21 protein-coding genes, 1 tRNA gene and 1 riboswitch are annotated in these 24,744 nt (G+C 61.2%); of the genes, 16 read left to right on the plus strand and 6 right to left on the minus strand.

Features of this window, described 5'->3' with window-relative positions; translation table 11 throughout:
• Positions 1-56 precede the first annotated feature (56 nt).
• From glmM to serA, 4 genes are all read left to right on the plus strand, one after another.
• Positions 57-1,400 (plus strand): phosphoglucosamine mutase, encoded by a 1,344-nt coding sequence (gene glmM / locus M0H32_RS13510; RefSeq protein WP_425607317.1) that lies wholly within the window; start codon positions 57-59, stop codon positions 1,398-1,400.
• Positions 1,401-1,613: 213 nt separating this feature from the next.
• Complete coding sequence (locus M0H32_RS13515; protein WP_248154789.1) at positions 1,614-2,432, plus strand: outer membrane protein; 819 nt, start codon at positions 1,614-1,616, stop codon at positions 2,430-2,432.
• A gap of 152 nt (positions 2,433-2,584) precedes the next feature.
• Positions 2,585-3,763, plus strand: coding sequence for a phosphoserine transaminase (locus M0H32_RS13520; RefSeq protein WP_248154791.1), 1,179 nt, complete (start codon positions 2,585-2,587; stop codon positions 3,761-3,763).
• A gap of 75 nt (positions 3,764-3,838) precedes the next feature.
• Positions 3,839-5,425 (plus strand): phosphoglycerate dehydrogenase, encoded by a 1,587-nt coding sequence (gene serA, locus M0H32_RS13525; RefSeq protein ID WP_248154793.1) that lies wholly within the window; start codon positions 3,839-3,841, stop codon positions 5,423-5,425.
• A gap of 48 nt (positions 5,426-5,473) precedes the next feature.
• Here serA and M0H32_RS13530 read toward each other — a convergent pair whose 3' ends face one another.
• A complete protein-coding gene (locus M0H32_RS13530) occupies positions 5,474-6,370 on the minus strand; it encodes a DMT family transporter (RefSeq protein ID WP_248154795.1) in 897 nt (298 codons plus the stop codon).
• A gap of 157 nt (positions 6,371-6,527) precedes the next feature.
• Between M0H32_RS13530 and M0H32_RS13535 the strand changes: the two genes are divergently transcribed.
• From M0H32_RS13535 to M0H32_RS13555, 5 genes are all read left to right on the plus strand, one after another.
• The gene (locus tag M0H32_RS13535; protein WP_248154797.1) at positions 6,528-7,799 is read left to right on the plus strand and encodes an MFS transporter; all 1,272 of its coding nucleotides are present in this window, start codon (positions 6,528-6,530) and stop codon (positions 7,797-7,799) included.
• A 277-nt stretch (positions 7,800-8,076) separates the two neighbouring features.
• Positions 8,077-9,369, plus strand: a complete 1,293-nt coding sequence (locus M0H32_RS13540) for an adenylosuccinate synthase (protein WP_248154799.1) — start codon at positions 8,077-8,079, stop codon at positions 9,367-9,369.
• 257 nt (positions 9,370-9,626) lie between these two features.
• Positions 9,627-11,360, plus strand: a complete 1,734-nt coding sequence (locus tag M0H32_RS13545; protein WP_248154801.1) for a hypothetical protein — start codon at positions 9,627-9,629, stop codon at positions 11,358-11,360.
• Positions 11,361-11,706: 346 nt separating this feature from the next.
• Positions 11,707-11,812: riboswitch (TPP riboswitch) on the plus strand.
• A gap of 149 nt (positions 11,813-11,961) precedes the next feature.
• Positions 11,962-12,717 carry an ABC transporter permease gene (locus M0H32_RS13550; RefSeq protein ID WP_248154803.1) on the plus strand — a complete coding sequence of 252 codons (756 nt, stop codon included), beginning with the start codon at positions 11,962-11,964 and terminating at the stop codon, positions 12,715-12,717.
• Between the two features lie 23 nt (positions 12,718-12,740).
• Entirely contained in the window at positions 12,741-13,682 is a 942-nt protein-coding gene (locus M0H32_RS13555; protein ID WP_248154805.1) for an ABC transporter substrate-binding protein, read from the plus strand.
• 90 nt (positions 13,683-13,772) lie between these two features.
• Here the strand turns inward: M0H32_RS13555 and rpoH are convergent, their stop codons facing one another.
• Both rpoH and M0H32_RS13565 read right to left on the minus strand, forming a co-directional pair.
• Positions 13,773-14,660 (minus strand): RNA polymerase sigma factor RpoH, encoded by an 888-nt coding sequence (gene rpoH, locus M0H32_RS13560; RefSeq protein ID WP_248154807.1) that lies wholly within the window; start codon positions 14,658-14,660, stop codon positions 13,773-13,775.
• Positions 14,661-14,837: 177 nt separating this feature from the next.
• Positions 14,838-15,863, minus strand: a complete 1,026-nt coding sequence (locus tag M0H32_RS13565) for an RluA family pseudouridine synthase (RefSeq protein WP_248154808.1) — start codon at positions 15,861-15,863, stop codon at positions 14,838-14,840.
• Here M0H32_RS13565 and M0H32_RS13570 point away from each other — a divergent pair.
• Complete coding sequence (locus M0H32_RS13570) at positions 15,862-16,218, plus strand: hypothetical protein (protein ID WP_248154810.1); 357 nt, start codon at positions 15,862-15,864, stop codon at positions 16,216-16,218. The genes M0H32_RS13565 and M0H32_RS13570 overlap by 2 nt on opposite strands.
• A 148-nt stretch (positions 16,219-16,366) precedes the next feature.
• Positions 16,367-16,442 (plus strand) — tRNA-Glu (locus M0H32_RS13575).
• A gap of 77 nt (positions 16,443-16,519) precedes the next feature.
• Here M0H32_RS13575 and M0H32_RS13580 read toward each other — a convergent pair.
• From M0H32_RS13580 to M0H32_RS13590, 3 genes are all read right to left on the minus strand, one after another.
• A complete protein-coding gene (locus M0H32_RS13580; protein ID WP_248154812.1) occupies positions 16,520-17,302 on the minus strand; it encodes a DeoR/GlpR family DNA-binding transcription regulator in 783 nt (260 codons plus the stop codon).
• 77 nt (positions 17,303-17,379) lie between these two features.
• On the minus strand, positions 17,380-18,750 hold the full coding sequence (locus tag M0H32_RS13585) for a coiled-coil domain-containing protein (RefSeq protein ID WP_248154814.1): 1,371 nt from the start codon (positions 18,748-18,750) through the stop codon (positions 17,380-17,382).
• A 134-nt stretch (positions 18,751-18,884) separates the two neighbouring features.
• Positions 18,885-19,490, minus strand: a complete 606-nt coding sequence (locus tag M0H32_RS13590; RefSeq protein WP_248154816.1) for a DUF1134 domain-containing protein — start codon at positions 19,488-19,490, stop codon at positions 18,885-18,887.
• Positions 19,491-19,644: 154 nt separating this feature from the next.
• On the opposite strand from M0H32_RS13590, the gene M0H32_RS13595 reads away from it, so the two are divergent.
• The 5 genes from M0H32_RS13595 to M0H32_RS13615 all read left to right on the plus strand — a co-directional run bounded on the left by M0H32_RS13595 (position 19,645) and on the right by M0H32_RS13615 (position 24,744).
• Entirely contained in the window at positions 19,645-20,100 is a 456-nt protein-coding gene (locus M0H32_RS13595; RefSeq protein WP_248154818.1) for a YHS domain-containing (seleno)protein, read from the plus strand.
• Positions 20,101-20,255: 155 nt separating this feature from the next.
• On the plus strand, positions 20,256-20,900 hold the full coding sequence (gene chpT, locus M0H32_RS13600; protein ID WP_248154820.1) for a histidine phosphotransferase ChpT: 645 nt from the start codon (positions 20,256-20,258) through the stop codon (positions 20,898-20,900).
• A gap of 133 nt (positions 20,901-21,033) precedes the next feature.
• Complete coding sequence (locus M0H32_RS13605) at positions 21,034-23,853, plus strand: hybrid sensor histidine kinase/response regulator (protein WP_248154822.1); 2,820 nt, start codon at positions 21,034-21,036, stop codon at positions 23,851-23,853.
• Complete coding sequence (locus tag M0H32_RS13610) at positions 23,850-24,341, plus strand: chemotaxis protein CheW (protein WP_248154824.1); 492 nt, start codon at positions 23,850-23,852, stop codon at positions 24,339-24,341. The genes M0H32_RS13605 and M0H32_RS13610 overlap by 4 nt, the downstream gene beginning before the upstream one ends.
• Before the next feature lie 37 nt (positions 24,342-24,378).
• Positions 24,379-24,744 carry a response regulator gene (locus M0H32_RS13615; protein WP_006932059.1) on the plus strand — a complete coding sequence of 122 codons (366 nt, stop codon included), beginning with the start codon at positions 24,379-24,381 and terminating at the stop codon, positions 24,742-24,744.

Below are 24,744 nucleotides of genomic sequence, written 5' to 3' on the forward strand. Positions count from 1 at the left end.
TTGGCTTCAATTGCGCTAATAAGGGCGCACTGAATAAACCCGGACAGGCATGATTGATGCGTAAGTTTTTTGGGACCGACGGAATTCGCGGTCAGGCGAACAAGTTTCCGATGACAGCCGAGATGGCCCTGAAAGTGGGTATGGCCGCCGGGCTGGTGTTCAAGAATGGCGGGCACCGGCACCGGGTGGTGATCGGCAAGGATACGCGTCTTTCCGGCTACATGCTGGAAACCGCGCTGGTTGCCGGCTTCACCTCCGTCGGCATGGACGTGTTCCTGCTCGGGCCGATGCCGACACCGGCTGTGGCCATGCTGACAAGGTCGCTGCGCACCGATCTCGGAGTGATGATTTCCGCGTCCCACAATCCCTACCAGGACAACGGCATCAAGTTTTTCGGTCCGGATGGCTTCAAGCTCAGCGACGAGATCGAAAAGACCATCGAGGGACTCGTCGAGAGCGACGTGAGCGCGCGTCTGGCGGGCACACGTGATCTCGGCCGCGCGAAACGCATCGACGGCGCCCAGCAACGCTATATCGAATTCGCCAAGCGTACTCTGCCACGTGAAATGAGCCTGGAAGGCCTGCGCGTGGTTATCGATTGTGCGAATGGCGCGGCCTACAAGGTGGCCCCGGAAGCGCTCTGGGAACTGGGCGCCGATGTGATCACCATGGGCGTGACGCCGGATGGCTTCAACATCAACCAGGACTGCGGTTCAACGTCGACCGGTGCCCTGTCGCGCAAGGTCCATGAAGTGCGCGCCGATATCGGCATCGCGCTGGACGGTGATGCTGACCGGGTGATCATCGTCGATGAGAACGGTGCCGTGATTGACGGTGACCAGCTGATGGCGGTGGTTGCCCAATCCTGGCAGGCCCATGACCGCCTGTCGGCACCGGGTATCGTGGCAACGGTGATGTCCAATCTCGGACTGGAGCGGTATCTTCAGGATCTCGGTCTCGGTCTGGCCCGGACCAAGGTCGGCGACCGCTATGTGGTCGAGCATATGCGTGCCAACGGTTACAATGTCGGCGGCGAGCAGTCCGGCCATATCGTGCTGTCCGATTTCGCCACCACCGGCGACGGCCTGATCGCCGCGTTGCAGGTTCTGGCCTGCGTCAAGGATCAGGACAAGCCCGTGTCGGAGGTCTGCCGCCGGTTCGAGCCGGTACCGCAGATCCTGAAAAACGTGCGATACAAGGGCGGCGCTCCCCTGGAGCAAGATCTTGTTAAATCGGCGATCGAGGATGGCGAAGCCCGTCTCGGGAGTTCCGGCCGCCTGGTGATCCGGGCGTCGGGCACGGAGCCGTTGATTCGAGTCATGGCGGAAGGTGACGATGCCGATCTCGTTAAGCAGGTGGTCAATGACATTGCCGGCGTGGTCGCAAGCTCTGCAGCATAAAATCTGACAAATACTTGCAGGAAACCGTCCCGGAAGGGGCGGTTTTTTAATGTCAGGTAAACAGGCCGAGTTCTGTTAATCCTTTCTTAAGGTAAAAAAACGGGGTTAAAGAACAGAGTTAAGTCACAATTAATGAATTCCCCTCAGTATGCTTTCAAGTTTGATGTGTCCGACCATTGGTTAAGCGGGCGCTCACTGGAAGAGGACGAGGACATGGACAATTTCTTTAAGCGTTTGTCTTTGACCGGCTTTGCTGTTGTGCTTTCCACTGCGGGCTTCGCTGCGGATCTGCCAACCCCGGTCATCGAACATGTGCCGCAGGTTCCCGTGGCGGGTGGTTTGTACCTGCGCGGCGATATCGGCTACAAATTCTGGAACGATCCGAGCGGCAGCTTCAACGATCCGGTGATCGGCGATCTGCGGTTCCAGCGTGAGTCCATGGATGATGCGTGGATGGTCGGCGTCGGTGTCGGTTACCAGATCAACAACTACCTGCGCACGGACGTGACGCTGGACTACGAAACCTCGGCCAACATCAAGGGCTACGCGGTCTGCGGAACCTGTACGGGTGGTTTCTCGACAGAGTCCACGGATGTCGACGTCTGGACCGTCATGCTGAACGGTTATGTCGATCTCGGCACCTGGAACCGGATCACACCCTATGTCGGTGCTGGTATCGGTGCGTCTTACGTGACGACCGACAACACCTATTCGATCAACCCGGGCGGTACCGGCCGCACCAACTACGATGGCAAACACAGCGAGTGGAACTTCGCTTGGGCGCTGATGGCTGGTGCCGAATATGCCGTCAACGACAATTGGTCGATCGACGCGGGCTACCAGTATCGTGACCTTGGGGATGCGGCCACTGTGAAGCTGCATGACGCGGGCACCGGAGAGACCCGAGTCGAATGGGACGATCTGACCGCCCATGAGATCCGCCTTGGCGTGCGCTACAATTTCAACACCACGTCGGCCCCGGCCGGTCCGGTCTATTACGAGCCGCAGGGCCCGATCACCAGCAATTTCTGATCTTCCGATCAGCTAGACGGAAAGGCCGGTCATTCGACCGGCCTTTTGCGTTCCTACCGAATTTGAATTGACCAAAGGTCAGGAACGCCTTATTCCCATAGGTGGGCCACCCCTCCCCAACGAGGGGCTCCTATCTGTGAGGGTAGATACATATGACTGAGCTTACCGCGAAGCCGGACCTGCGTCCGGCCAATCCCAATTTCTCTTCAGGTCCCTGTTCCAAACGTCCCGGCTGGTCGCTAGACCAACTGGCCGATGCGCCGCTCGGCCGGTCCCACCGGGCCAAGCCTGGCAAGGCAAAACTTGCCGAAGCCATCGACTTGACGCGCAAAGTCCTGAACGTTCCGGCGAACTACCGGATCGGAATCGTGCCGGCCTCCGACACAGGCGCCGTGGAAATGGCTCTGTGGTCGCTGCTCGGCGCCCGTGGCGTCGACATGCTGGCCTGGGAAAGCTTCGGCTCCGGCTGGGTCACCGACGTGATCAAGCAACTGAAGCTCGACAATGCCCGGGTGCTGGAAGCGCCTTACGGCACCTTGCCGGATCTTTCCGAGGTCAATTTCGCCAATGACGTTGTCTTCACCTGGAACGGTACCACGTCCGGCGTGCGCGTGCCGAATGGCGACTGGATCCCGGCCAGCCGCGAGGGGCTGACGATCTGCGACGCGACCTCGGCCGCCTTCGCCCAGGATCTTGCCTTCGACAAGCTCGATGTGGTGACTTTCTCCTGGCAGAAGGTGCTGGGCGGGGAAGCCGCGCATGGTGTTCTGATCCTGAGCCCGCGCGCCGTCGAGCGCCTCGAAAGCCACACGCCGGCCTGGCCGATGCCGAAGATCTTCCGCCTGACCAAGGGCGGCAAGCTGATCGAGGGTATTTTCAAGGGCGAGACCATCAACACGCCCTCGATGCTCTGTGTCGAGGACTATCTCGACGCGCTGAAATGGGCCGATGGCCTCGGCGGGTTGACGGCACTGCGCGCCCGTGCGGACAACAATCTCAAGGTTCTGGCTGACTGGGTCGCGCGCACGGACTGGGTGGATTTTCTTGCTGAGGATCCGGCAATCCGGTCCAACACATCCGTTTGTCTCAAGGTGACGGATCCCGGCATCCAGGCGCTCAGCGCCGACGATCAGGCCGCCTTTGCCAAGGGTCTTGCCGGTGCGCTCGATGCGGAAGGTGTCGCCTATGACATCGGCGCCTACCGCGATGCGCCGTCCGGCTTGCGGATCTGGGCCGGTGCCACGGTCGAGGCCTCCGATCTTGAGGCCCTGACCGCCTGGCTCGACTGGGCCTATCAGGCCCAGAAAGCGAAACTGCCTCAGGCCACCTGAGCATTTTCTCCAAAAACAAAACCATCCCGGGCGGACCGCCGCCCGGTCGTAGTGACTGTTCAAGGAGAGGCTCAAATGGCTCCCAAGGTACTGATTTCCGACAAGTTGTCGGACGCAGCCGTACAGATCTTCAAGGATCGCGGCATCGATGTGGACTTCCTGCCGGATGTCGGCAAGGACAAGGAAAAACTTCTTCAGATCATCGGCCAGTATGACGGCCTGGCAATCCGCTCCGCCACCAAGGCAACGGAGAAGATCATCGCCGCGGCGGACAAGCTCAAGGTGATCGGCCGGGCCGGGATCGGCGTCGACAATGTCGATATCCCGAAAGCAACCGCGCGCGGCATCATCGTGATGAACACGCCGTTCGGCAACGCCATCACCACCGCGGAACACGCAATCTCGATGATGATGGCGGTGGCCCGCCAGATCCCGGCCGCCGATGCCTCGACCCAGGCCGGCAAATGGGAAAAATCCCGCTTTATTGGCCGGGAGCTGACCGGCAAGACGCTCGGGCTGATCGGTTGCGGCAATATCGGTTCAATCGTCGCCGACCGGGCCATTGGCCTCAAGATGAAGGTGATCGCTTATGATCCCTTCCTGACCCCGGAACGGGCAGTCGCGCTCGGCGTTGAGAAAGTGGAATTGGACGGGCTCCTGTGCCGGTCGGATTTCATCTCGCTGCACACGCCGATGACCGACAAGACCCGCAACATCATCAATGCGGACGCCATCGCGAAGATGCGCAAGGGGGCTTACCTCATCAACTGCGCGCGCGGAGGTCTGGCGGACGAGGCAGCGGTGCGCGCCGCGCTCGAGACCGGACACTTGGCGGGCGCTGCCTTCGACGTCTTTATCGAGGAACCGGCCAGGGAGAACGTGCTTTTCGGTGCGCCCAACTTCGTATCGACACCGCATCTTGGCGCGTCCACCGCGGAAGCGCAGGAAAATGTCGCTCTGCAGGTGGCCGAACAGATGTGCGACTACCTGCTCGACGGTGCCGTTCGCAACGCGCTCAACATGCCGTCGATCTCCGCGGAAGAAGCGCCGAAACTGGCGCCATTCGTGCGTCTCGCCGAACAGCTCGGCTCCTTCGCCGGTCAGTTGACCGAAAGCGGGATCGAAGGGGTGCGGCTGGAATATGCCGGTGCCGTGGCCGAGATGAATGTCCAGGCCCTGACCTCTGCCGCGCTGACCGGGTTGCTGACCCCGCTATTGCAGACGGTCAACATGGTCTCCGCGCCGATCCTGGCCAGGGAGCGCGGCATGAAGATCGAGGAGATCCGGCGCGAAAAGCAGGGCGCCTACGAGACCTATATCCGCCTGACCGTGATCACCGAACGCCAGGAGCGCTCCGTTGCCGGCACTGTCTTTGCCGACGGCAAACCGCGCATCATCCAGGTGAAGGGCATCAACATGGAAGCCGAGCTCGGCTCCCACATGCTCTATATCACCAACGAGGACAAGCCAGGCTTCATCGGTCATCTCGGTATGGAACTCGGCAACAACGGCGTCAATATCGCAACGTTCCATCTCGGCCGCCTGGCCGCGGGCGACGATGCGATCTGTCTGGTTGAAGTCGATGGTGAAGTGCCGGTCGAGGTCATGAACCGCCTGGAAGCAGTCAGCCACGTCAAGCAGGTCAAGGCGCTCAGATTCTGAGCGCCGGACAGGCACCCGGCGGCGAACAGCCTGCCGCCGGGCTTGCCGTCACGCGAGGCTCTGTCCCCGCCACTTCAGGATCCGGCCGTCCAGAACGACAAGTCCGATCAACAGGATCGCGAAGCCGCCGAACTGCAGCGGGCTGAGATTTTCGCCCAGGATCAGCCAGCCGAAGAAGAGCGCGCTGGCCGGAACGATCAGCGTGACCAGTGAGGCATTGGTCGCGCTGGCTTCCGACAGCAGCCGAAAGTAAATCAGATAGGCGAGGGCGGTCGCCAGAATTCCAAGTGCAATCACATTGGCCCAGACGGTCAGGCTCGGTGCCAGGGGCGACCAGTTCGCGCCTGCATAAAGCGCTACGGGAAGCATGATCAGGCTGGAGCCCATCAGCTGGCCGGTGGCCGCCACTTGCGCGGGTACGTCCCTGAAGCGCCGGGCGAAGGTTGCGGCGCAGGCATAGGAGATGGCGGCGCCCAGGCAGCAGAGCTGTGCCCAGACCGGATCCGTCGCCAGGCCCGACAGGCTGCTCGACAGCATCACGGCGACACCGGCGACCCCGAGAATGACGCCACCGACACGGTGGGCGCGCAAGGTTTCCTGGCGAACCAGGAGACTGGCGACGATGACGGTGAAGACCGGGGTGGTGGCGTTCAGGATCGAAGCCAGACCTGCGCCGATCGCGGTCTGACCCAGGAACAGCAGCGAGAACGGTACCGCGTTGTTCAGGAACCCCATGATCAGGAACGGGGCAGCGAGACGCGCTTCGAGGCGGCCGAGCAGACCTCGATACCAGAGCACCGCAAGAAGCACGGCGCAGGCGATCGACACCCGCAAAAACACCAGGACAAGCGGCGGGATCTCGGCAACGGCAACCTTGGCGAACAGGAACGATCCACCCCAGATAGCGCCAAGCACCGCAAGCATGATCCAGTTTTTAAGTGGCATTTCCTGTCTCCGGTTTCGAAGTCTCTTCGGATAACACCACGCCAGCGTGGACGACACCCGAAAAGCGAGCGTTACGGACTTGCGCGACGGCATTTGTCCGGCAAGGCTGAGGGTTCGCCGGAGGGGTTGCTTCGGCGTTTCCAAGAGTTCTTTACCCATGACCCAGCCTGCCCCGGCCGTGGCAACAAGACCGCTCGCCGGACGCCTGACCCCGCTTCTGGTCGCCGCCGCCTGTCTACTGGGCGCGAACGGGGTTGCCGTCACGATGATTTCGGTGCGGGCAAAAACCGAGGGCCTGTCCGATGCGATGGTCGGTCTGCTCGGATCCTTCTATTTCGGCGGCATGATCCTGGGCGTGCTGCTGACGCCGTTCCTGATCGCGCGGGCGGGGCATATCCGCGTCTTCTCGACGCTGGCGGCCATCAGCGCCATTGCCGTCCTGGCCATTTCGTTCACGCCCGCGGGCTGGGGCTGGATGCTGATCCGGCTTGTTGGCGGCGCGGCGTTTTGCGGCACCACCATGGTGCTGGAAAGCTGGCTCAATTCCATTGCCTCGAACGCCTCGCGCGGGCGGATTCTGTCGGTCTATCGTATCGTCGACATGACGGCCGTGATGGGCAGCCAGTTCCTTCTACCCGCCTTCGGGCCGCTCGGACCCGACATCCTGATCGTGTTGGCGATCCTGTTCTGTCTTGCCCTGGTGCCGATCTCGCTGACCAGCGAGCGCAATCCGCAGGCGCCGCCCGCCCGGCTCATCGATCCACTGATGCTCTGGCGGGTGTCGCCGGTTGCCCTGGTAACCGCCCTGACAATCGGTCTTACCAACGGTGCCTTCCGCATGGTTGGGCCGATCTATGTGGACGAGGTCGGTCTGGGCCTCGAAACGGTCGCCGCGTTCATCGCTATCTGGGTCTTTGCCGGGGCCGTGTTCCAGTTCCCGGCCGGATGGCTCTCCGACAGGTTCGACCGGCGCGTGGTGCTCAGTGTCTTTACGGTCGGGGCGGGTCTGTCCTGCCTGTTCATCTCCGGATCGTCGGGGCGCTTTGAGCTGTTCGCCGGCGTGTTCCTGTTCGGCGGCTTCGCCTTGCCGCTCTATTCGCTTTGTGCGGCCCATGCCAATGATCATGCCGAGCCGGGTCAGTTTGTCGACGTGGTCGCGGGGTTGACGCTGGCCTATGGGGTCGGTGCGATGGCGGGTCCGTTCCTGGCGTCGGTGGTGATGGCCGGCTACGGGGCGTCTGCATTCTTCGTCTACACCGCGAGCCTGCATCTGCTGCTGGTTGTCTTTATCCTGGTCCGGATCTTCGTTCGCGAAGCCGTGCCGGCGGACCGGCGCCATCGTTTCGTCTGGTTGCTCAGGACGTCGCCAATGATTTTCCGGCTTGCCCGCAACGACCGGCCGGAGGACGAAAGGCCGCCAGACAAATAACCGGCGCCCCGGTCCGCAATCGTGGAGGCGCTGAGCCGGACAGGAGCGGAGTCTGTCCGGAAAGTGGCTGCGGCGGTTATTTGTCGCAAGCTGCGGAGACGGGCGCAAAAAAATCCTCTGCGCGGGTCTCAAATCGCGCGGGGAGACTCGCCTGCGCTCGCAAACCTGTCTATAGTCCGCGCCGTTTGCCCCGGTCCGGTTGCCGGGGCTTGTCGTGTTGGCGCCTTGGTCATGAAACCGGGCTGCCGGGAAGCTGCTTCAGGAGAGCGAAGTCTAAATGGCGAATGTGGTTGTTGTCGGTTCGCAGTGGGGAGACGAGGGCAAGGGCAAGATTGTCGACTGGTTGTCGGAACAGGCCGATGTCATCGTAAGGTTCCAGGGCGGACACAACGCCGGTCATACGCTCGTCATTGACGGCGTCAGCTACAAGCTGTCGCTGCTGCCGTCCGGTGTTGCCCGCGAAGGCAAACTGTCCGTGATCGGCAATGGCGTCGTCCTCGACCCGCATGCGCTGGCCGACGAAGTCGAACGGCTCGGAAAACAGGGTGTGGTGGTCACGCCGGAAAGCCTGCGTGTGGCGGAGAACGCGACCCTGATCCTGTCCCTGCACCGCGAACTTGACGCATTGCGCGAGAATTCCAACACCGGCACGCGGATTGGCACGACCAAACGCGGTATCGGTCCGGCATATGAAGACAAGGTCGGCCGCCGGGCGATCCGCCTGATGGACCTGAAGAACCTCACGACCCTGCCGGCCAAGATCGACCGGCTGCTGACCCATCACAACGCGCTGCGCCGCGGTCTGGGCCAGGAAGAAGTGTCCGCGCAAGCGATCTATGACGAGCTGGCCAGCGTCGCCGACAAGGTGCTGCCCTATATGGACAAGGTCTGGTATCTGCTCGACGATCTGCGCCGTCAGGGCAAGCGGATCCTGTTCGAGGGCGCCCAGGGTGCGCTACTGGACATCGACCATGGCACCTATCCGTTCGTGACCTCGTCCAACACGGTGGCAGGCCAGGCCGCTACCGGCTCTGGTCTTGGCCCGGGTTCGGTCAATTACGTGCTCGGCATCACCAAGGCCTACACGACCCGCGTCGGCGAAGGTCCTTTCCCGACCGAGCTGAACGACGAGGTCGGGGAATTCCTCGGAACGCGCGGACATGAATTCGGAACCGTCACCGGCCGCCGCCGCCGTTGCGGCTGGTTCGATGCGGTGCTGGTGCGCCAGACGGTGTGCACGTCCGGCATCAACGGCATTGCGCTGACCAAGCTGGACGTCCTCGACGGTCTTGACGAAATCAAGATCTGCATCGGCTATGAGCTGGATGGCGAAAAGATCGACTATCTGCCGGCGTCCCAGGGCGCGCAGGAGCGGGTCAAGCCGATCTATGAAAGCCTGCCGGGCTGGAAGGAATCTACCGAAGGTGCCCGCACCTGGGCGGATCTGCCGGCACAGGCGATCAAATATGTCCGTCACGTCGAGGAGCTGATCGGTGCGCCGGTTGCGCTGCTGTCGACAAGCCCGGAGCGGGACGACACAATTCTTGTGCAGAATCCCTTCCAGGATTGAGATATTTGTCTTTTAAAGGCCAATATTAAGAAATACGGCTGTGCGCTGCGAATCATCTCGGCGCACAATCACCATTGGGGGATCGCTTGAGATCCGCTTGACTGTATTTTAGTAGGAAGGAGTGCTGTAAGGACGATTGCCGGTGCAAACGCCTTGAAGAATTCGCACCGTTCATCGAAAACTTGATATAAGCCTGAGACCGTATGGACTTTTCAGGCCGCGTACCAGTTCCTTACAGTCGGCCGGTAGGCAGGAAGATGGCTGATTACTATTCAATTCTGAAGAAAACGATCGCGTCTTTGCCTGAAAACAATGGTGCTGCGCGACGGAGCGTCTACAGCCGTGCCCGCAATGCCATCGTCAACCAGCTGAAAGCCTACGAACCGCCGCTGGCTCCGTCCGAAATCACGGCGGAGCAGCTGCGCCTGGAAGAAGCCATCCGCAAGGTCGAGGCCGAAGCCGCGCGCGAGAGCCTGGGCCTTGGGGCGCCTGTCGTGAAACCCGAGCCGCCGGCTCCGGCGCCTGAACCGGCTCCGACGGTTGCCGCTCCCGTTTCAGAGACCGAACCGGCCGCGCCCGAACCGGCACCCGCGCCTGTCGTTGAACAACCGGCCGCCGCAGCACCCGCCGAGGCAACTCCGTCTCCCCTGAAAGACACGCTTGCGGAAGCCGAAACACTGGGATCGGCCGCCAGTCAGGCAACGCAAAATGCGCGGGATGCGGTCGAGCCCAGGGCAGAGCAACCCGCCGTCGAAGCCGCGCCTGTCCGGCAGGAGCCGGCTTTCGGCAGCCCGGCCAAGGCGGATGACGGTCTTTTTGAACCGGAGCCGCAAACGGCGACCATCGCGGAGGACGCGACGGGGAGCGGGCTGCAGGCCGAAAACAAACCGGACCAGGCGGCCAAGAAAACCGGCCGCGGCCGCCGGTCGAAACCGAGCGCGTCGGATGCCTTGCGGGAGAAATCCTCCGGTAACAAGATCCCGCTGATTGCTGCGGCTGCCGTGCTGATGGTCCTGCTTCTTGGAGCTGGCGCCTATTTCCTGCTGCCGTCCGGAGACCAGACCGCCGATTCCGGTCCGTCCGCACCGGCCGAAGATACGCAGACCGCAACGGCCCTTCAGCCAGACACGCAGCCGGAGCCGGCCGCGCCGGCGACCGATACGCCTGCGGAGGATACCTCCAAGAACACGGACAGACTGCTCAATGACGGTACTGGTGATGTGGTCGCCCCCGATGCCCGGACGGTGACGACGACGACGATCACGCCGCAGACCGAGCCCGTAGTGCCGACGCAGCCTTCGATTGTCAGTTCGGCTGGCAGCGAAACCGCTCCGGACGGTGCGCCGGCGGTGCCGGAACAACCGCCCGTCGCCGTGCCGGAAGACAATCTTGCCGCCATCTCGCCCGAGGAAACCGCACCGTCCGATACGGCTGTTGCGACGGACAACAGCGTGCAACGCTCGATCCTCTACGAGGAAGGCGAGGAAGCCGGTGGCGCGGGGACTGCAGCTCAGGGTGCTGTTGTCTGGTCCCTCGAGGAGGAAACCAATCTCGAGGGCGAATCTCAGGCCGTTTTGACCGCCGCCATCGAAATTCCGGAACGGGATGTCAAGGTCGATATCCGCATCAAGCCGAATGACGACACCTCGCTGCCGGCGAGCCATCTGGTCGAGATCAAATACGAGTTCCCGGAAAGCTTTGCCGCCGGCGATGTCGTGAACGTGCCCGGTCTGGTCATGAAGCCGACCGAGGAAGCCCGTGGCGACGCCCTGATCGGAGCCTCCGTGAAAGTGTCGCCCGGCTTCTTCTGGATCGCCTTGTCCAGCCTGCCGAACGAACAGCAACGCAATCTTGCGCTCCTGCGCGAACGCGGCTGGATCGACATTCCCATGCTCTATGAGAACGGCAAGCGCGGCATCCTGACCCTCGAAAAAGGCGCCGCCGGTGAGGACGCCGTCGAGAAGGCCATCACCGCCTGGCAAGCCGGTTAGAGCGTTTCGCGGTTAGATTGACACCTTCTGCCGTGGTCGGTTTGGTTCAAGGCCGAGAGCTTTGTCGAAGGCCGTGCTGCCTGCACGGTCGAGACAAAGACCGACGGCATTGGACCAAACCGGCCCGGCCCTCCGGGTTCGCGTTCGGCGGACGTCTGCTTTGTCGTGCCGCTCACCCATAGCCCCGCTATGGGTTTCGCAACCCTCCGCGCATGCGTCTCGCCGGACGTCAAACAGAAGGCTTCAGTCTAATCGTGAAACGCTCTGAGCCGTAACGTCTCTCCGTAAAACTGAAAAAGCCGCAAATCAGCGGCTTGCCTTTTTCCGCTCAAGAAGGCATGGTCCCGCTTGGTCCGAGGGGTGTTCCGGTATCCGGAACTGAGATGGCAACCGCCGAACCCTTAGAACCTGATCCGGGTCATGCCGGCGAAGGGACGGAAACCTTTAGCCTATTCCCGGATCTCCAGTGTCACTTTCGGCCTTGGCCGAAGACGGGAGATCCTATGCGTTTTTATCTGCCATTGCGGCAGTTGATGTCGGTGCCGTTTTCAGGTCCTGCCCCTGCCTCCGCCAAAAGAGGCGGGCAGAAAGGCCGGGAACGATGATGCCTTTCCTGATGCCGCTCCTGAGGACCCTAGCGGGTCTGGCGCTTGCCGTTGCACTCTGGGCCGCGATCGTCGTGGTGTTCGATACCCCGCACTATATCCTGCCCGGTCCGGAACGGGTCGCCGCCGCCTTCGTCAAAAATGCCGGTTTTCTGCTTCAGCACGCGGGGATCACCGCCTACGAGACGGTGCTTGGATTTGGGCTCGGCGCCCTGGCCGGGGCCGCGCTGTCGGTGATGTTGTGGCTGTTCCCTGTTGCCGCCCGGCTGGCGATGCCGCCGATCCTCGTCACCCAGGCCCTGCCCGTCTTCGCCATCGCGCCGATCCTGGTGCTGTGGCTCGGATATGGTCTTGCCTCCAAGATCGTGGTCGTGATCCTGGTGATTTTCTTCACCGTGACATCGACCTTTTTCGACGGTCTGCAGAGACTCGATCCGGGGCTTGGCGATTTGGCCAGGCTCTACCGTGTGTCGCGGCTGCGTGAATTGTGGCTGTTCCGGCTGCCGTCCGGCCTGCCGGCCTTTGCCTCGGGATTGCGTGTTGCCGCGGTGTTCGCGCCCATGGGCGCCATCATCGGCGAATGGGCCGGCGCCAAGGGCGGCCTTGCTTTCATCATGCTTCAGAGCAGCAACCGCATGCAGGCGGACCTGATGTTCGCGGCCCTTATTCTTCTGGCGGCGATGGTGCTGATCATGCGCTTCGTCGTCAATCGTCTCACCCAATATCTAGTGCCCTGGCAGGCCGTCACCTGACGACTGCCCAATGGAGGACGTCCATGAAAAAACAGTTCCTTTCCCTCGCGCTTGCCGCCGGCCTGCTGGCCTCGGCCCCGGCCCATGCGGCCGACAAGCTGACCCTGCTGCTGGACTGGTTCGTCAACCCGGACCATGCGCCGCTGGTCACCGCTCAGGCCAAGGGCTTCTTCGAGGCGGAAGGTCTGGATGTTGAGATCATCGAACCGGCCGATCCCGCGATGCCGCCCAAACTGGTGGCGGCGGGGCAGGGCGATATCGCTGTGTCCTATCAGCCGACGCTGCACGCCCAGATCGAGGAAGAACTTCCCTTGAAGTGGATCGGCACGCTGGTGGAAACGCCGCTCAATTCGCTGATCGTTCTGAAGGACGGTCCCATCAAGGAGCTCAAGGATCTGAAAGGCAAGACGATTGGGTTCTCGGTGTCCGGTTTCGAGGACGCCATGCTCGGCCAGATGCTGCGCTCCCAAGGGCTGACCATGGACGATGTCGAGCTGGTCAATGTCAATTTCGCGCTGTCCGGCTCGCTGCTGTCGGGCCAGGTGGATGCGGTGATCGGTGCCTATCGCAATTTCGAGCTGACCCAGCTTGAGATCGAAGGCAAGCCGGGCAAGGCCTTCTTCCCGGAAGAAAACGGCGTTCCGGTGTTCGACGAGCTGATCTACGTGGTCAACAAGGACAAGACCGACGACCCGAGGTTCAAGAAGTTCCTGGCGGCGGTCGAGGCAGCCACCGTCTATCTGACCAACCATCCGGACGAGGCCTGGAACGCCTTCATCGAGGCCTATCCGCATCTGAATGACGAATTGAACAAGCGCGCCTGGGCGGACACGCTGCCGCGTTTCGCCAAGCGTCCGGCCGCCCTGGACGAAGGCCGCTACCAGCGCTTCGCCGAGTTCATGGCCGAAGCGGGCCTGATCAGCAAGGTGCCGCGGGTAGACAGCTACGCGGTCGAGATCCGCTAAGTCAGATTCGTACTGAGGGATGGCTTCCCAAAAACAAAAAACGCTGGAGCCGAGGCTCCAGCGTTTTTTGTTTTTCCGGTACAGAATGCGTCAGGCCGACGGCTGCTGGTCCAGCGAACGGGCGCTGTTGCGCACGGCCTTTTGCACCTTTTCAAAGGCGCGGACCTCGATCTGGCGGACACGCTCGCGGCTGACGCCGAACTCGCCGGACAGATCTTCCAGCGTCATCGGATCTTCCGAAAGGCGGCGGGCCTCGAAGATGCGGCGCTCGCGCTCATTGAGCACATCCATGGCCTCGCTCAGCATCTTGCGGCGCAGGTCCAGCTCTTCCTGCTTGGCGAGCATGGTTTCCTGGCTGTCGCTTTCGTCGACCAGCCAATCCTGCCATTCGCCGGCATCGGCTTCCGCGCGCACGGGCGCGTTCAGGCTGGCATCGCCGCCGAGGCGGCGGTTCATGGAAATCACTTCTTCTTCGCTGACACCGAGCTTGGTCGCGATTTCGGTCACCTGATGCGGTTTCAGATCGCCTTCATCCAGTGCCTGGATCTTGCCTTTCAGGCGGCGCAGGTTGAAGAACAGGCGCTTCTGGTTGGCGGTGGTGCCCATCTTGACCAGCGACCAGGAGCGCAGGATGTATTCCTGGATGGCGGCCTTGATCCACCACATGGCATAGGTCGCGAGCCGGAAGCCCTTGTCCGGCTCAAAGCGTTTGACCGCCTGCATCAGGCCGACATTGCCCTCGGAGACGACTTCTCCGATCGGCAGGCCGTAGCCGCGGTAACCCATGGCAATTTTGGCAACAAGGCGCAGGTGGGAATTCACCAGCCGCTCGGCGGCCTCAGGGTCCTCATGCTCCTTGTAGCGCTTGGCGAGCATGTATTCTTCCTGCGGCTGCAGCATTGGAAACTTGCGAATCTCGTCCAGGTAGCGGCTGAGACCGCCTTCCCCGGCTGTGAGCGTCGGTACGTTCTGGGCCATGTGATGCACCCCCTTTCGTCAAGTTTGCGTTCCAATTCCTCCCGCTGCCCCGCAGAGATACGCAAGCAAGCCATTTGGGAGGAAGGTCGGACGCAGAATAGTGTCCGTTCAGGCACACAAGGCACCTAATATAGGTTCAAATTGGCCAATTACATGACAGGAAATCGGAAACTGATCCTAAAATTTTTGTAATCCTGACAAAAGATTTGCGAAATCAGCCGGATATGGGCTCTCAAAGCGCAAAGTCTTACCGTTTGCCGGATGTTCGAACGCCAGCAGACCGGCATGCAGCGCCTGCCTGTTGAAGCCCTGGATCAGGCCCTTGAGCGGCTCGTCCAGACGGTTGGCCTTGGTTTTGAAACCCGCGCCGTAATCGTCGTCGCCAATCAGCGGGTGACCGACATGGGCCATATGCACGCGGATCTGGTGCGTGCGGCCGGTCTCCAGGCGGCACTCCATCAAGGAGGCGAGGGCAGGCTGATCGTCATTGCCGAAGCGCTCCTTGACCTGCCAGTGCGTGACCGCATGGCGGCCGCTTGTCTTGACGACGGCGATTTTCTGCCGGTTTGCCTGAGACCGGGCCAGATTGGCGTTGATGGTTCCCTTGAGCGCCGAGGGCGTTCCCCATACCAGAGCGGAATAGGCCCGCTCCAGAGGGCCGGTCTTGCCGTGGTCGGCAAATTGCGCGGCGAGGCCCTTGTGGGCCTGGTCGGTCTTGGCCACCACGAGCAGACCGGACGTGTCCTTGTCGATCCGGTGAACGATGCCGGGGCGCTTGACGCCGCCGATGCCCGACAGGCTGTCGCCGCAATGATGGATCAGGGCGTTGACCAGCGTGCCGGTCCAGTTGCCGGCGCCCGGATGAACAACGAGGCCGGCCGGCTTGTCGACGACAATCAGGTGCTCGTCCTCGAAGACCACGGCAATCGAAATGTTCTCGCCCTGCGGTTCGGGGTCTTCCGGCTCGGGTAAAGTGAGGCACAAGGCATCACCTTCATTGACCCGGTATTTCGGCTCCACTATTTTCGCGCCGCCGACGGTGACGTCTCCGGACTTGATCAGGGACTGGATCCTGTTGCGGCTGAGGGCGTCCAGATGCGCCGCCAAAACCGCATCCAGCCGTTTCCCGGCATCGGCTGCATCAACTGTTAACGTGAAATCCTGGTCCTGCTCGGCCGGATCATCGAGGGAATTGTCTGTCATGTCACAACCTGAAAATCGGGATGGAGGGCCGGGTGAGGCGCCGCTCGATCCGGAAGCCCAACGTATCCAGGCAAAGTTGAAGCGCCTGTTGCTCGGCTCTTCCCTCGTCATGATCGCGGGCTTTATCGCTGTCTTTGCAGCAATTCTCTACAAGATCAATAGCAACAAGAGTGATCTGTCGGATGCGCCGTTTGCCGCGACGATCGCTGTCGGCGCTGATGCAGACATCCTGCAGGTCAGCACGGGCGAAGGCATGTTGCTGGTTCTCGTGCGTGAAGGCAGCAAGACTGCCCTCTTGCGGTTAGATCCGGTGACAGGCAAAGAGCTCGGCCGGACCGACTTTGTCGCTCGATAGCGACATCGCGTTTTCCGCTGGAAATCTTGCCGGCGGCAGCGTGTTTTCGGGGCCGATGTCAAAAAAATGAAAAATAGGGGTTGCGTCTTTAGCCGAGCAGCCGTATACGCACGGACCTCGGCTAGAGGCAGACGCCTCCGAGCACCGCGCGCCCATCGTCTAGCGGTCTAGGACGCCGCCCTTTCACGGCGGAAACACGGGTTCGAGTCCCGTTGGGCGTGCCATTCTTTTCCAAAGATTGTGCACAAGATTTCTACAACCTTTCCACAGGTTGTCATGGACCGTTCGCGGCCAAGCACCGTCAGCCGATGTCCTCGCGCTCCTGCAGTCCCGTCTCTATCAGCTTGACCTCCGCGTCCCTAGCAATCTGGGCAAAGCCCGGTGTCGGACAATGGTCGGTGACGAAGGTGCTGACTTGGGAAAGGTGGCCGACGCGGACAGGCGCCGTACGCTCGAACTTGGTGCTGTCGGCGGCCAGAATGACATGGCGGGCATTGTCCATGATGGTCTTGGTGACCTTCACTTCCCGATAATCGTAGTCGAGCAGAGAGCCGTCCGGATCGATCGCGGAGGCGCCGATGACGGCAAAATCCACCTTGAACTGGCGCATGAAATCGACGGCCGCCTCGCCGACGATGCCGCCGTCCGAATGGCGCAGCACACCACCGGCGATGACCACTTCGATCTGCGAGTATCCGCGCATCAGGCTGGCGACGTTGATGTTGTTGGTGATCACCATCAGCCCGCGATGCTGCAGCAGGGCCTGGGCGACGGCTTCCGTGGTCGTGCCGATGTTGATGAAGATGGATGCGTTGTCCGGGATCAGCGCGGCGACCTGCTCGCCGATATCCGCCTTCTCCCGGCTGGAGATGATCCTGCGTGCCTCGTAACCGACATTCTCGATGCCGGATGACAGGAGCGCGCCGCCATGGGTTCTGGCCAGAAGGCGCCGCTCACACAGTTCGTTGAGATCCTTGCGGATGGTCTGCGGACTGACATCGAACCGCTTGGCGAGGTCGTCTACGCTGACCCGGCCGAGCTGGCGGGCCAGTTCCAGGATGGCATTGTGGCGTTCAATCAACATCTACGGAAATTGCTCTGATTCACATTCGGGGGATGCGCTTTTCGGTCCGGCCAGTAGAGCGGCGGGGCGTACCCGGATCAAGCCACATCTCGCTTTTTTTGTTTTGCCGACTTGGACTTTTTCGGTGTGCCGGTGTCGGGTTTGGAAGGAGCCGCGGCCGGAGCCGCGTCACTGTCGACTGCGCTCTTTGACTTGTTGCGGCTGGACGCCACGATGCGGCTGACCAGTGCTTCGGCAGCCGAGGCTATGTCGGCGGACTTAGCCGAAGTTTGGGCCGGGCTCTGCGGGGTTGCCTGGCCCGGGTCCTGAAACTCGGCGACAGGCACCTGGCTTTCGGGTCGCTGTTCCGGGCTTGGCGTGGCGACAGGTCGTGCTCCATTCACCTTCTGCGCAGAAGCCTCGGTTTTTTGCTGGGTCGCTGCTTGTCCACTGCGCTGGGGGCTGAGTTCCTGCGGCGGAGGCGAGGCGGTGACAGGCGTGACCGTGATCGAACTTGCAGCCGACAGCCTTTGCGACAGGGCCCGAAAATCCCTGCGCAGGTCTTTCAACTCCGGAGTGACTTCAAGATCGGCGCGCAATTTCTGCACCTGGCCGACCAGGCGTTTCTGCACCCGTTCCTTTTCCTGAAGCGCGGATTGCTGGCGCGCGATTTCACCGGACAGCTGCTTGAGTCTTTCTTCCAGGTGCTTGTCGGGTTTCGCCGCGGCGGACCCGGCGGCTTCCAGCAGCAGCGACAGACGGGTCGCTTCGGCTTGGGCGGCGACGTATTTGCTCTCGGTGTCGACGAGTTGGGCTTCCAGCTCGGCGAGACGGGATTTGGACGCATCCTTGAGCGTGGCTTCCACTTCGCTGGCAACGGTCGGTTCATAGCGCGCAAGCTTGGCCTTGAGCGTGGCGACCTCGGCCTCCAGGCCGGTAATGGTGGCCAGCGCCATTGTGTCCGTCGCCGGCAGCCAATCGCGCTCGTCGTCCGCCTCGCTGGCCGCGGACACCTCATCCCTTGAAGAGGGCGCTTCGTCGGATTTCGTCCAGCTGGCCGCCAGGGCCTTTTCGGACTCCGACAGTTTTTCCTTCAGCGTCTTGATTTCGGCGGAGAGCATGTCGACCGCATGCTGGTCGCTCGACTGCGCCGCCAGTTTCGCATGCAATTCGGCCAGTTGGCTTTCATGCTCCTTTTTCAGTGCTTCGGCTTCGGAGCGCAACTGTGAGGCTTCGAGATGGAACTTCGCCGCCTTTTCCCGTTCCTTGTCCAGCCGCGTTTCCACGCGGCGGAGCTCAACGGCGTAACGGGCGCGTTCCTGATCCTGCGCGGCTCTGACTTCGGCATAGCTTGACGGGTTTACGGCGCGCAGAGCTTCTTCGGTGAGGCGGGCGGCCCGGCGATAGAATGCGGGCAGGATCGCCAGGCCAATCAGCCCGGCCGTGCAAAATCCCAAAACCACAAACATCGCTGCTTCAATCAAATCCGGCTCCGTTCAGGTCCAAAACCCACGCTTCATCATTAGACGAGTGCCGGCCTGACGCCAAGTCTCGTCATTTCTACAGGTTCACCCTCTTCTGTCCGACCGGTTGCATCTGTCCCTCAGAACGGATTCCAGGTCGCCTTGTCGGTGATCTTCAGATAACCCATGTTGATGCCGAGCCGCGCGCCCACTCCGGCGCGCACCGGCACCAGCACGACTTCGTTCTTCAAAAGAACGGTCATGCCGACACCGCCGACCAGATAGGCCGAGCCGTTTATGCCGGCAAAGCGGTCATAGATCGAATTGACCGTCGGCAAATTGTAGACAAGCATCATGACCCGGGCTCCATCCGCGCCGAAGTCCCAGCCGACGGACGGCCCCTGCCAGAAAACCTTGTGGTTGCCGGCGTTGCGTGTGTAGAGATGACCTTCGCCATAGCGCGCTCCCGCCACGAACGCGCCGGAGCCTTCCTCGCCGAGGATATAGCCATTGGGTTCGCCATATCTTGAAAAGGCCTTCTCGACGACCGAGGCAAGTCCGCCGGAGACCGAGCCGAAAAACTGGTGGCCCGTTTTGACGATCTCGTCTTCACCGTAAGTCGCGTTCGGCGGAATGGGTTCGTTGCCGGACTGCTGGGCGAGGGACGGGCTGGAGAGGACAAGTGCACACAGGACGAGGAACGCGGCCGAAAAAAGAGACGCAACGCGCCAGGAACTTTGTGTCATTCAAATTCTCCCCAAAACAGGTTCGGAACCGCCAACTGTTGCGGCTTCGTCGGAGCGCAATGTTAAACTGACGCAATATCATGCTGATTCGCATGTCATCTTGCATCTTACATAAGCCGACTCAATGCAAAGCTGGCCTGAAAAAAAGACAAGGATGTGTCTTTCCGCCGTTTTGATCCTGCTATTCTGTGTATTGGCGGGGAAAGTCGTCGCGCGTCCCAAGGTCTTTGTGCCGGATCCGATCACCGGCTATGCCATCGGCGGTCACGATCCGGTGAGCTATTTCGTGGACGGCCAGCCGCGCAAGGGCAAGCGTGAGCATGAGTATAAATGGGGCGGCGGCGCGTGGATCTTCGTCAATGAAGGCAATATGGCGGCCTTCGCCCGCGATCCGGAAGCCTATGCGCCCATGTTCGCCGGCTGTGGCGGCTATGCCTTGTCTGAGGGCTTTGCGACGGCCGGCAATCCGTTCATCTATGCGGTTGTCGATGGCCGCCTGGTGTTCTTCCACTCGGTGGTCAACCGGTTCCTGTTCGTCGTCAACGGTTCCAATCTGGTCAAGCTGGCCGACGAAAATGCCGGCAAGGTCGGCTGCGTGCCGATCCGCTGAGCTGAATTCGGGCCTTCCCCCGGGAAACTTTCATCTGGATGACCGTGCGTTGCGGCCCCGCGTCGCCTTGGCAGCGGCTTTGCTGATGTGTAACCCTTGCCGGAACGCTGCGAATCAGCATTAGCCGAGATCCTCAACAAGAGCCCAACACCGCCATGTCCGCACTTAAAGAGCTTTCCTCTCTTGATCTAGCCGCTCTGGTGGCCAGCCGTGTCTGCCATGACATCATCTCGCCAGTCGGCGCGATTACAAACGGGCTAGAGGTGCTCGACGAAGAGGGATCGGAGGACATGCGCGAATTCGCCATGGATCTGATCCGCAAGAGCGCTCGCCAGGCCTCGGCAAAACTGCAATTCGCCCGGCTGGCATTCGGTGCCGCAGGCTCGGCCGGTGCCGAGATCGACCTGGGCGATGCCCAGGTTGTTGCGACCGGGTTTATGGAAAACGAAAAATCCGATCTAAATTGGCAACTGACCCGGCATCTGATGCCGAAGAACTACGTAAAGCTGCTTCTTAACCTCATTCTGATCGCCAATCAGTGTGTGCCGCGCGGCGGCGAGATCCGGGTCGAGATGGAAGGCGAGCCGCAGTCGCCGTCCTTTACGCTTCACGCCAGCGGGCTGAACCCCCGCATACCGCTCGGCATGAAGGAAACTCTGGGCGGAGAGGAGCCGGAGCGCGTCGACGCCCATTCGGTTCAGCCGATTTATACTTTGCTGCTTGCACGTGAAAGTGGCATGGTATTAACAATAGATAAACAAGAAGAATTGGTAAAAATTACGGCCCTGCCGACAGACTAAATCGGGTCATCAAAAGTCTCCGGCTGTTTCAGCGTATCTTAACTGTTTGAGGTCAACCTGCTCTCATGGACTTCTCGGTCCAGACATCCTTTCCGGGATGCGGAACCAGTAACAAGTCGGGTGAGAGCAGGCCATGGACGACCTCCTCAGGGAATTCATTACCGAGACGAACGAGAGTCTCGATGTTGTCGACGTTGAGCTCGTAAAATTCGAGCAGGAACCGAACAACGCCACCATTCTAGATAACATCTTCCGTCTGGTGCACACCATTAAGGGCACCTGCGGTTTCCTTGGTCTCCCCCGGCTAGAAGGCATTGCACACGCTGCCGAAACGCTGATGGGCAAATTCCGCGACGGCGCGCCTGTGACGCAGGAAGCCGTGTCGCTGATCCTGATCTCGATCGATCAGATCAAGGAAATTCTGAACGAGCTGGAATCTGCCGAGGGCGAAGAGCCGGAAGGTGACGACAGCGAGTTGATCGGCAAGCTGGAAAACATGTCCGCGAAAGCGGATGCGGCGATGGCCGGCGGCGGTGAAGAGGAAGCGCCCGCGGCGGAGGCCGTGGAAGACGCGCCTGCCGAAGAGCCCGCTGCAGCAGCTGCCGAGGTGGAGCCGGACATCAACGTACCGGACCAGGCGCTTGAACGTCCGCTCCGGCCGGGTGAAGTTTCCCTGGACGAGCTGGAACGGGCTTTCCAGGAAACCGAGATCGAAGTTGAAGTGGCCGAACCGGAGCTCATCGATGTAGACGAAGCTCACGACGAGGTTGAAGACATCGAGCCCGAGCCGGCTCCCGCCGCAGCGGCTCCCAAGGCTGAGGCCAAGGCCAAGACCGAGGTCAAGGACGCCAAGGATCCCGAGAAGAAGAAGGGTGGCGGAGTTTCCAACCAGAGCATCCGTGTTGCGGTCGATACGCTGGAACATCTGATGACCATGGTGTCGGAACTCGTGCTGACCCGGAACCAGCTTCTGGAAATCGTCCGCCGGCATGAAGACAGCGAATTCAAGGTGCCGCTGCAGCGCCTGTCCAATGTGACGGCCGAGTTGCAGGAAGGCGTCATGGCGACGCGCATGCAGCCGATCGGCAACGCCTGGCAGAAACTGCCGCGGATTGTGCGCGATCTCAGCCAGGAACTGGAAAAGCCGATCGATCTGGAAATGATCGGTGCGGATACCGAACTGGACCGCCAGGTCCTGGAAATGATCAAGGACCCGCTCACCCATATGGTGCGCAACTCCGCCGACCACGGTCTGGAGCGTCCGGAAGACCGACGCGCAGCCGGCAAGCCGGAGAAGGGCACCATCACCCTTGCGGCCTACCATGAAGGCGGCCACATTATCATCGAGGTCCGCGACGACGGCAAAGGCATCGATGTCGACCGGGTGAAGGCGAAAGTCGTCGAGCGCGGCCTGGCGAGCGAAGCCGAAGTCGACAAGATGACGGACGCGCAGATCCACAAGTTCATCTTCGCCGCCGGTTTCTCGACCGCCGCCAAGGTGACCAGCGTGTCCGGCCGCGGTGTCGGCATGGACGTGGTCCGCAACAACATCGAGCTGATCGGCGGTACGGTCGACCTGCGCTCCACTGCGGGTAAGGGCTCGAGCTTCATCATCAAGATCCCGCTGACGCTCGCGATCGTCTCGACGCTGATCGTCGAGGCAAGCGGCGACCGCTTCGCGATCCCGCAGCTCTCCGTGGTGGAACTGGTCCGGGTGCAGACCAATTCCGAGCACCGTATAGAGCGGATCAAGGACACGCCGGTCCTGCGCCTGCGCAACAAGCTGCTTCCGCTGGTGCACCTGTCCCAGCTGCTGGACATCTATGAAGGCGAGGACGTGGAGAAGGCGATCGACTCCGACAACGGCTTCATCGTTGTCATGCAGGTCGGCAGCCAGACCTTCGGCGTTGTGGTCGACGGTGTCTTCCATACGGAGGAAATCGTGGTCAAGCCGATGTCGACCATGCTGCGTGCGCTCGACATGTTCTCCGGCAACACCATCCTGGGCGACGGCTCGGTGATCATGATCATCGATCCGAACGGCATCGCCAGCGCCATGGCAAGCCATGCATCCAGCGCGGTTGCCGAGAACCAGGAAGACGAACAAGAGGACCTGCAGCGCAAAGCCATGACCGGCCAGAACGCTATCTCGCTGCTTCTGTTCCGCGCCGGTGCGCCGGAGCCGAAAGCGGTGCCTCTGTCGCTGGTCACGCGCCTGGAAGAGTTCGAGGTCTCCAAGATCGAGCGCTCCAACGGCCGCGACCTGGTCCAGTACCGCGGTGCTCTGATGCCGCTGGTCTATGTCAACGAGGGCGACTGCCACAAGACCGAAGGCACCCAGCCGATGCTGGTGTTCTCGGATGCCGGCCGCTCCATGGGCCTCGTCGTCGACGAGATCGTCGACATTGTCGAGGACCGCATGAACATCGAGGTCGGTTCGGAACGTCCGGGTATTCTCGGCTCCGCTGTGGTCAAGGAACGGGCGACGGAGATCATCGATCTCGGCTTCTACCTGCCGCAGGCCTTCGAAGACTGGTTCATGCGCAAGGAAATGGACATTGCGTCGCTGACGAAGAAAGTTCTCTTCGTCGATGACAGCTCGTTCTTCCGCAACATGCTGACACCGGTCCTGAAAGCCGCGGGCTATGACGTGACCACCTGTGTCGGTCCGCAGCAGGCCTTCGAGCTTCTGGAAAACGGCGACAAGTTCCATGCGATCGTCAGCGACATCGAAATGCCGGAAATCAACGGCTTCGAGTTCTGTGAATCGCTGCGCCGCGATCCGCGGTTCCGCAACATCCCGGTCCTGGCCCTGTCGTCCATGGTGACGCCGGCCTCGATCGAGCGCGGGCGCCAGGCGGGCTTTGACGACTATGTCGCCAAGTTCGACCGTCCGGGTCTGATTGCGGCCCTGAAAGATGTCTTCTCCGGTGAAATGGGAGCTGCAGCATGAGTGTGCTGGAACACAAACTTCCTGACGATCAGGAAACCGCCAGCGACATGATCCAGTATGTGACCGTCGTGATCGGGGGGCAGCTGTTCGGCCTGCCGATCTCCCAGGTCCATGACGTGTTCGTGCCGGAAAGCGTGACGCGGGTGCCCAAGTCGGCGCCTGAGGTCCAGGGTGTGCTCAACCTGCGCGGGCGGATCGTCACGGCGATCAACATGCGCCGCCGTCTGCACTTGCCTCCGTTGAAAGATGGGCAGATGATGGCTGTGGGCATTGAGTACAAGCAGGAAAGCTACGGTCTGGTCATCGACACCGTTGGCGAAGTTCTGACGCTGCCGTCCGCATCGGCCGAGCCCAATCCATCAAACCTGGATCGCCGCTGGGCTGAGATTTCCGGCGGTGTGCACCGCCTGGAGGGCCAGTTGATGGTTATTCTCGATGTGGATCGCCTGCTTGGCTCGATGTTCACCGAACCCATGGCTGCAGCATAAGTAGGCCGAAACGGCCGCCTAAGTGGAGTTACGCCTGATGAAACAGTGCCTTGTAGTAGATGACTCAAGCGTCATCCGTAAGGTCGCCCGCCGAATTCTCGAAGACATGAATTTCGAGATCACCGAAGCTGAAGATGGCCAACAGGCGCTTGACGAATGCCGGAAAACCATGCCGGACGCCATCCTGCTGGACTGGAACATGCCGGTGATGGACGGGTTGGAATTTCTGACCAGCCTGCGTGCGGAAGAAGGTGGTGAAAACCCGATCGTCGTGTTCTGCACCACCGAAAACGACGTCGCCCACATTGCACGGGCCATCCGCGCCGGGGCGAACGAATACATCATGAAGCCGTTCGATCGCGAAATCGTCGAAGCCAAGTTTCAGGAAGTCGGTCTCATCTAG

This window comes from Roseibium sediminicola, assembly GCF_023156505.1.
Taxonomy (GTDB): domain Bacteria; phylum Pseudomonadota; class Alphaproteobacteria; order Rhizobiales; family Stappiaceae; genus Roseibium; species Roseibium sediminicola.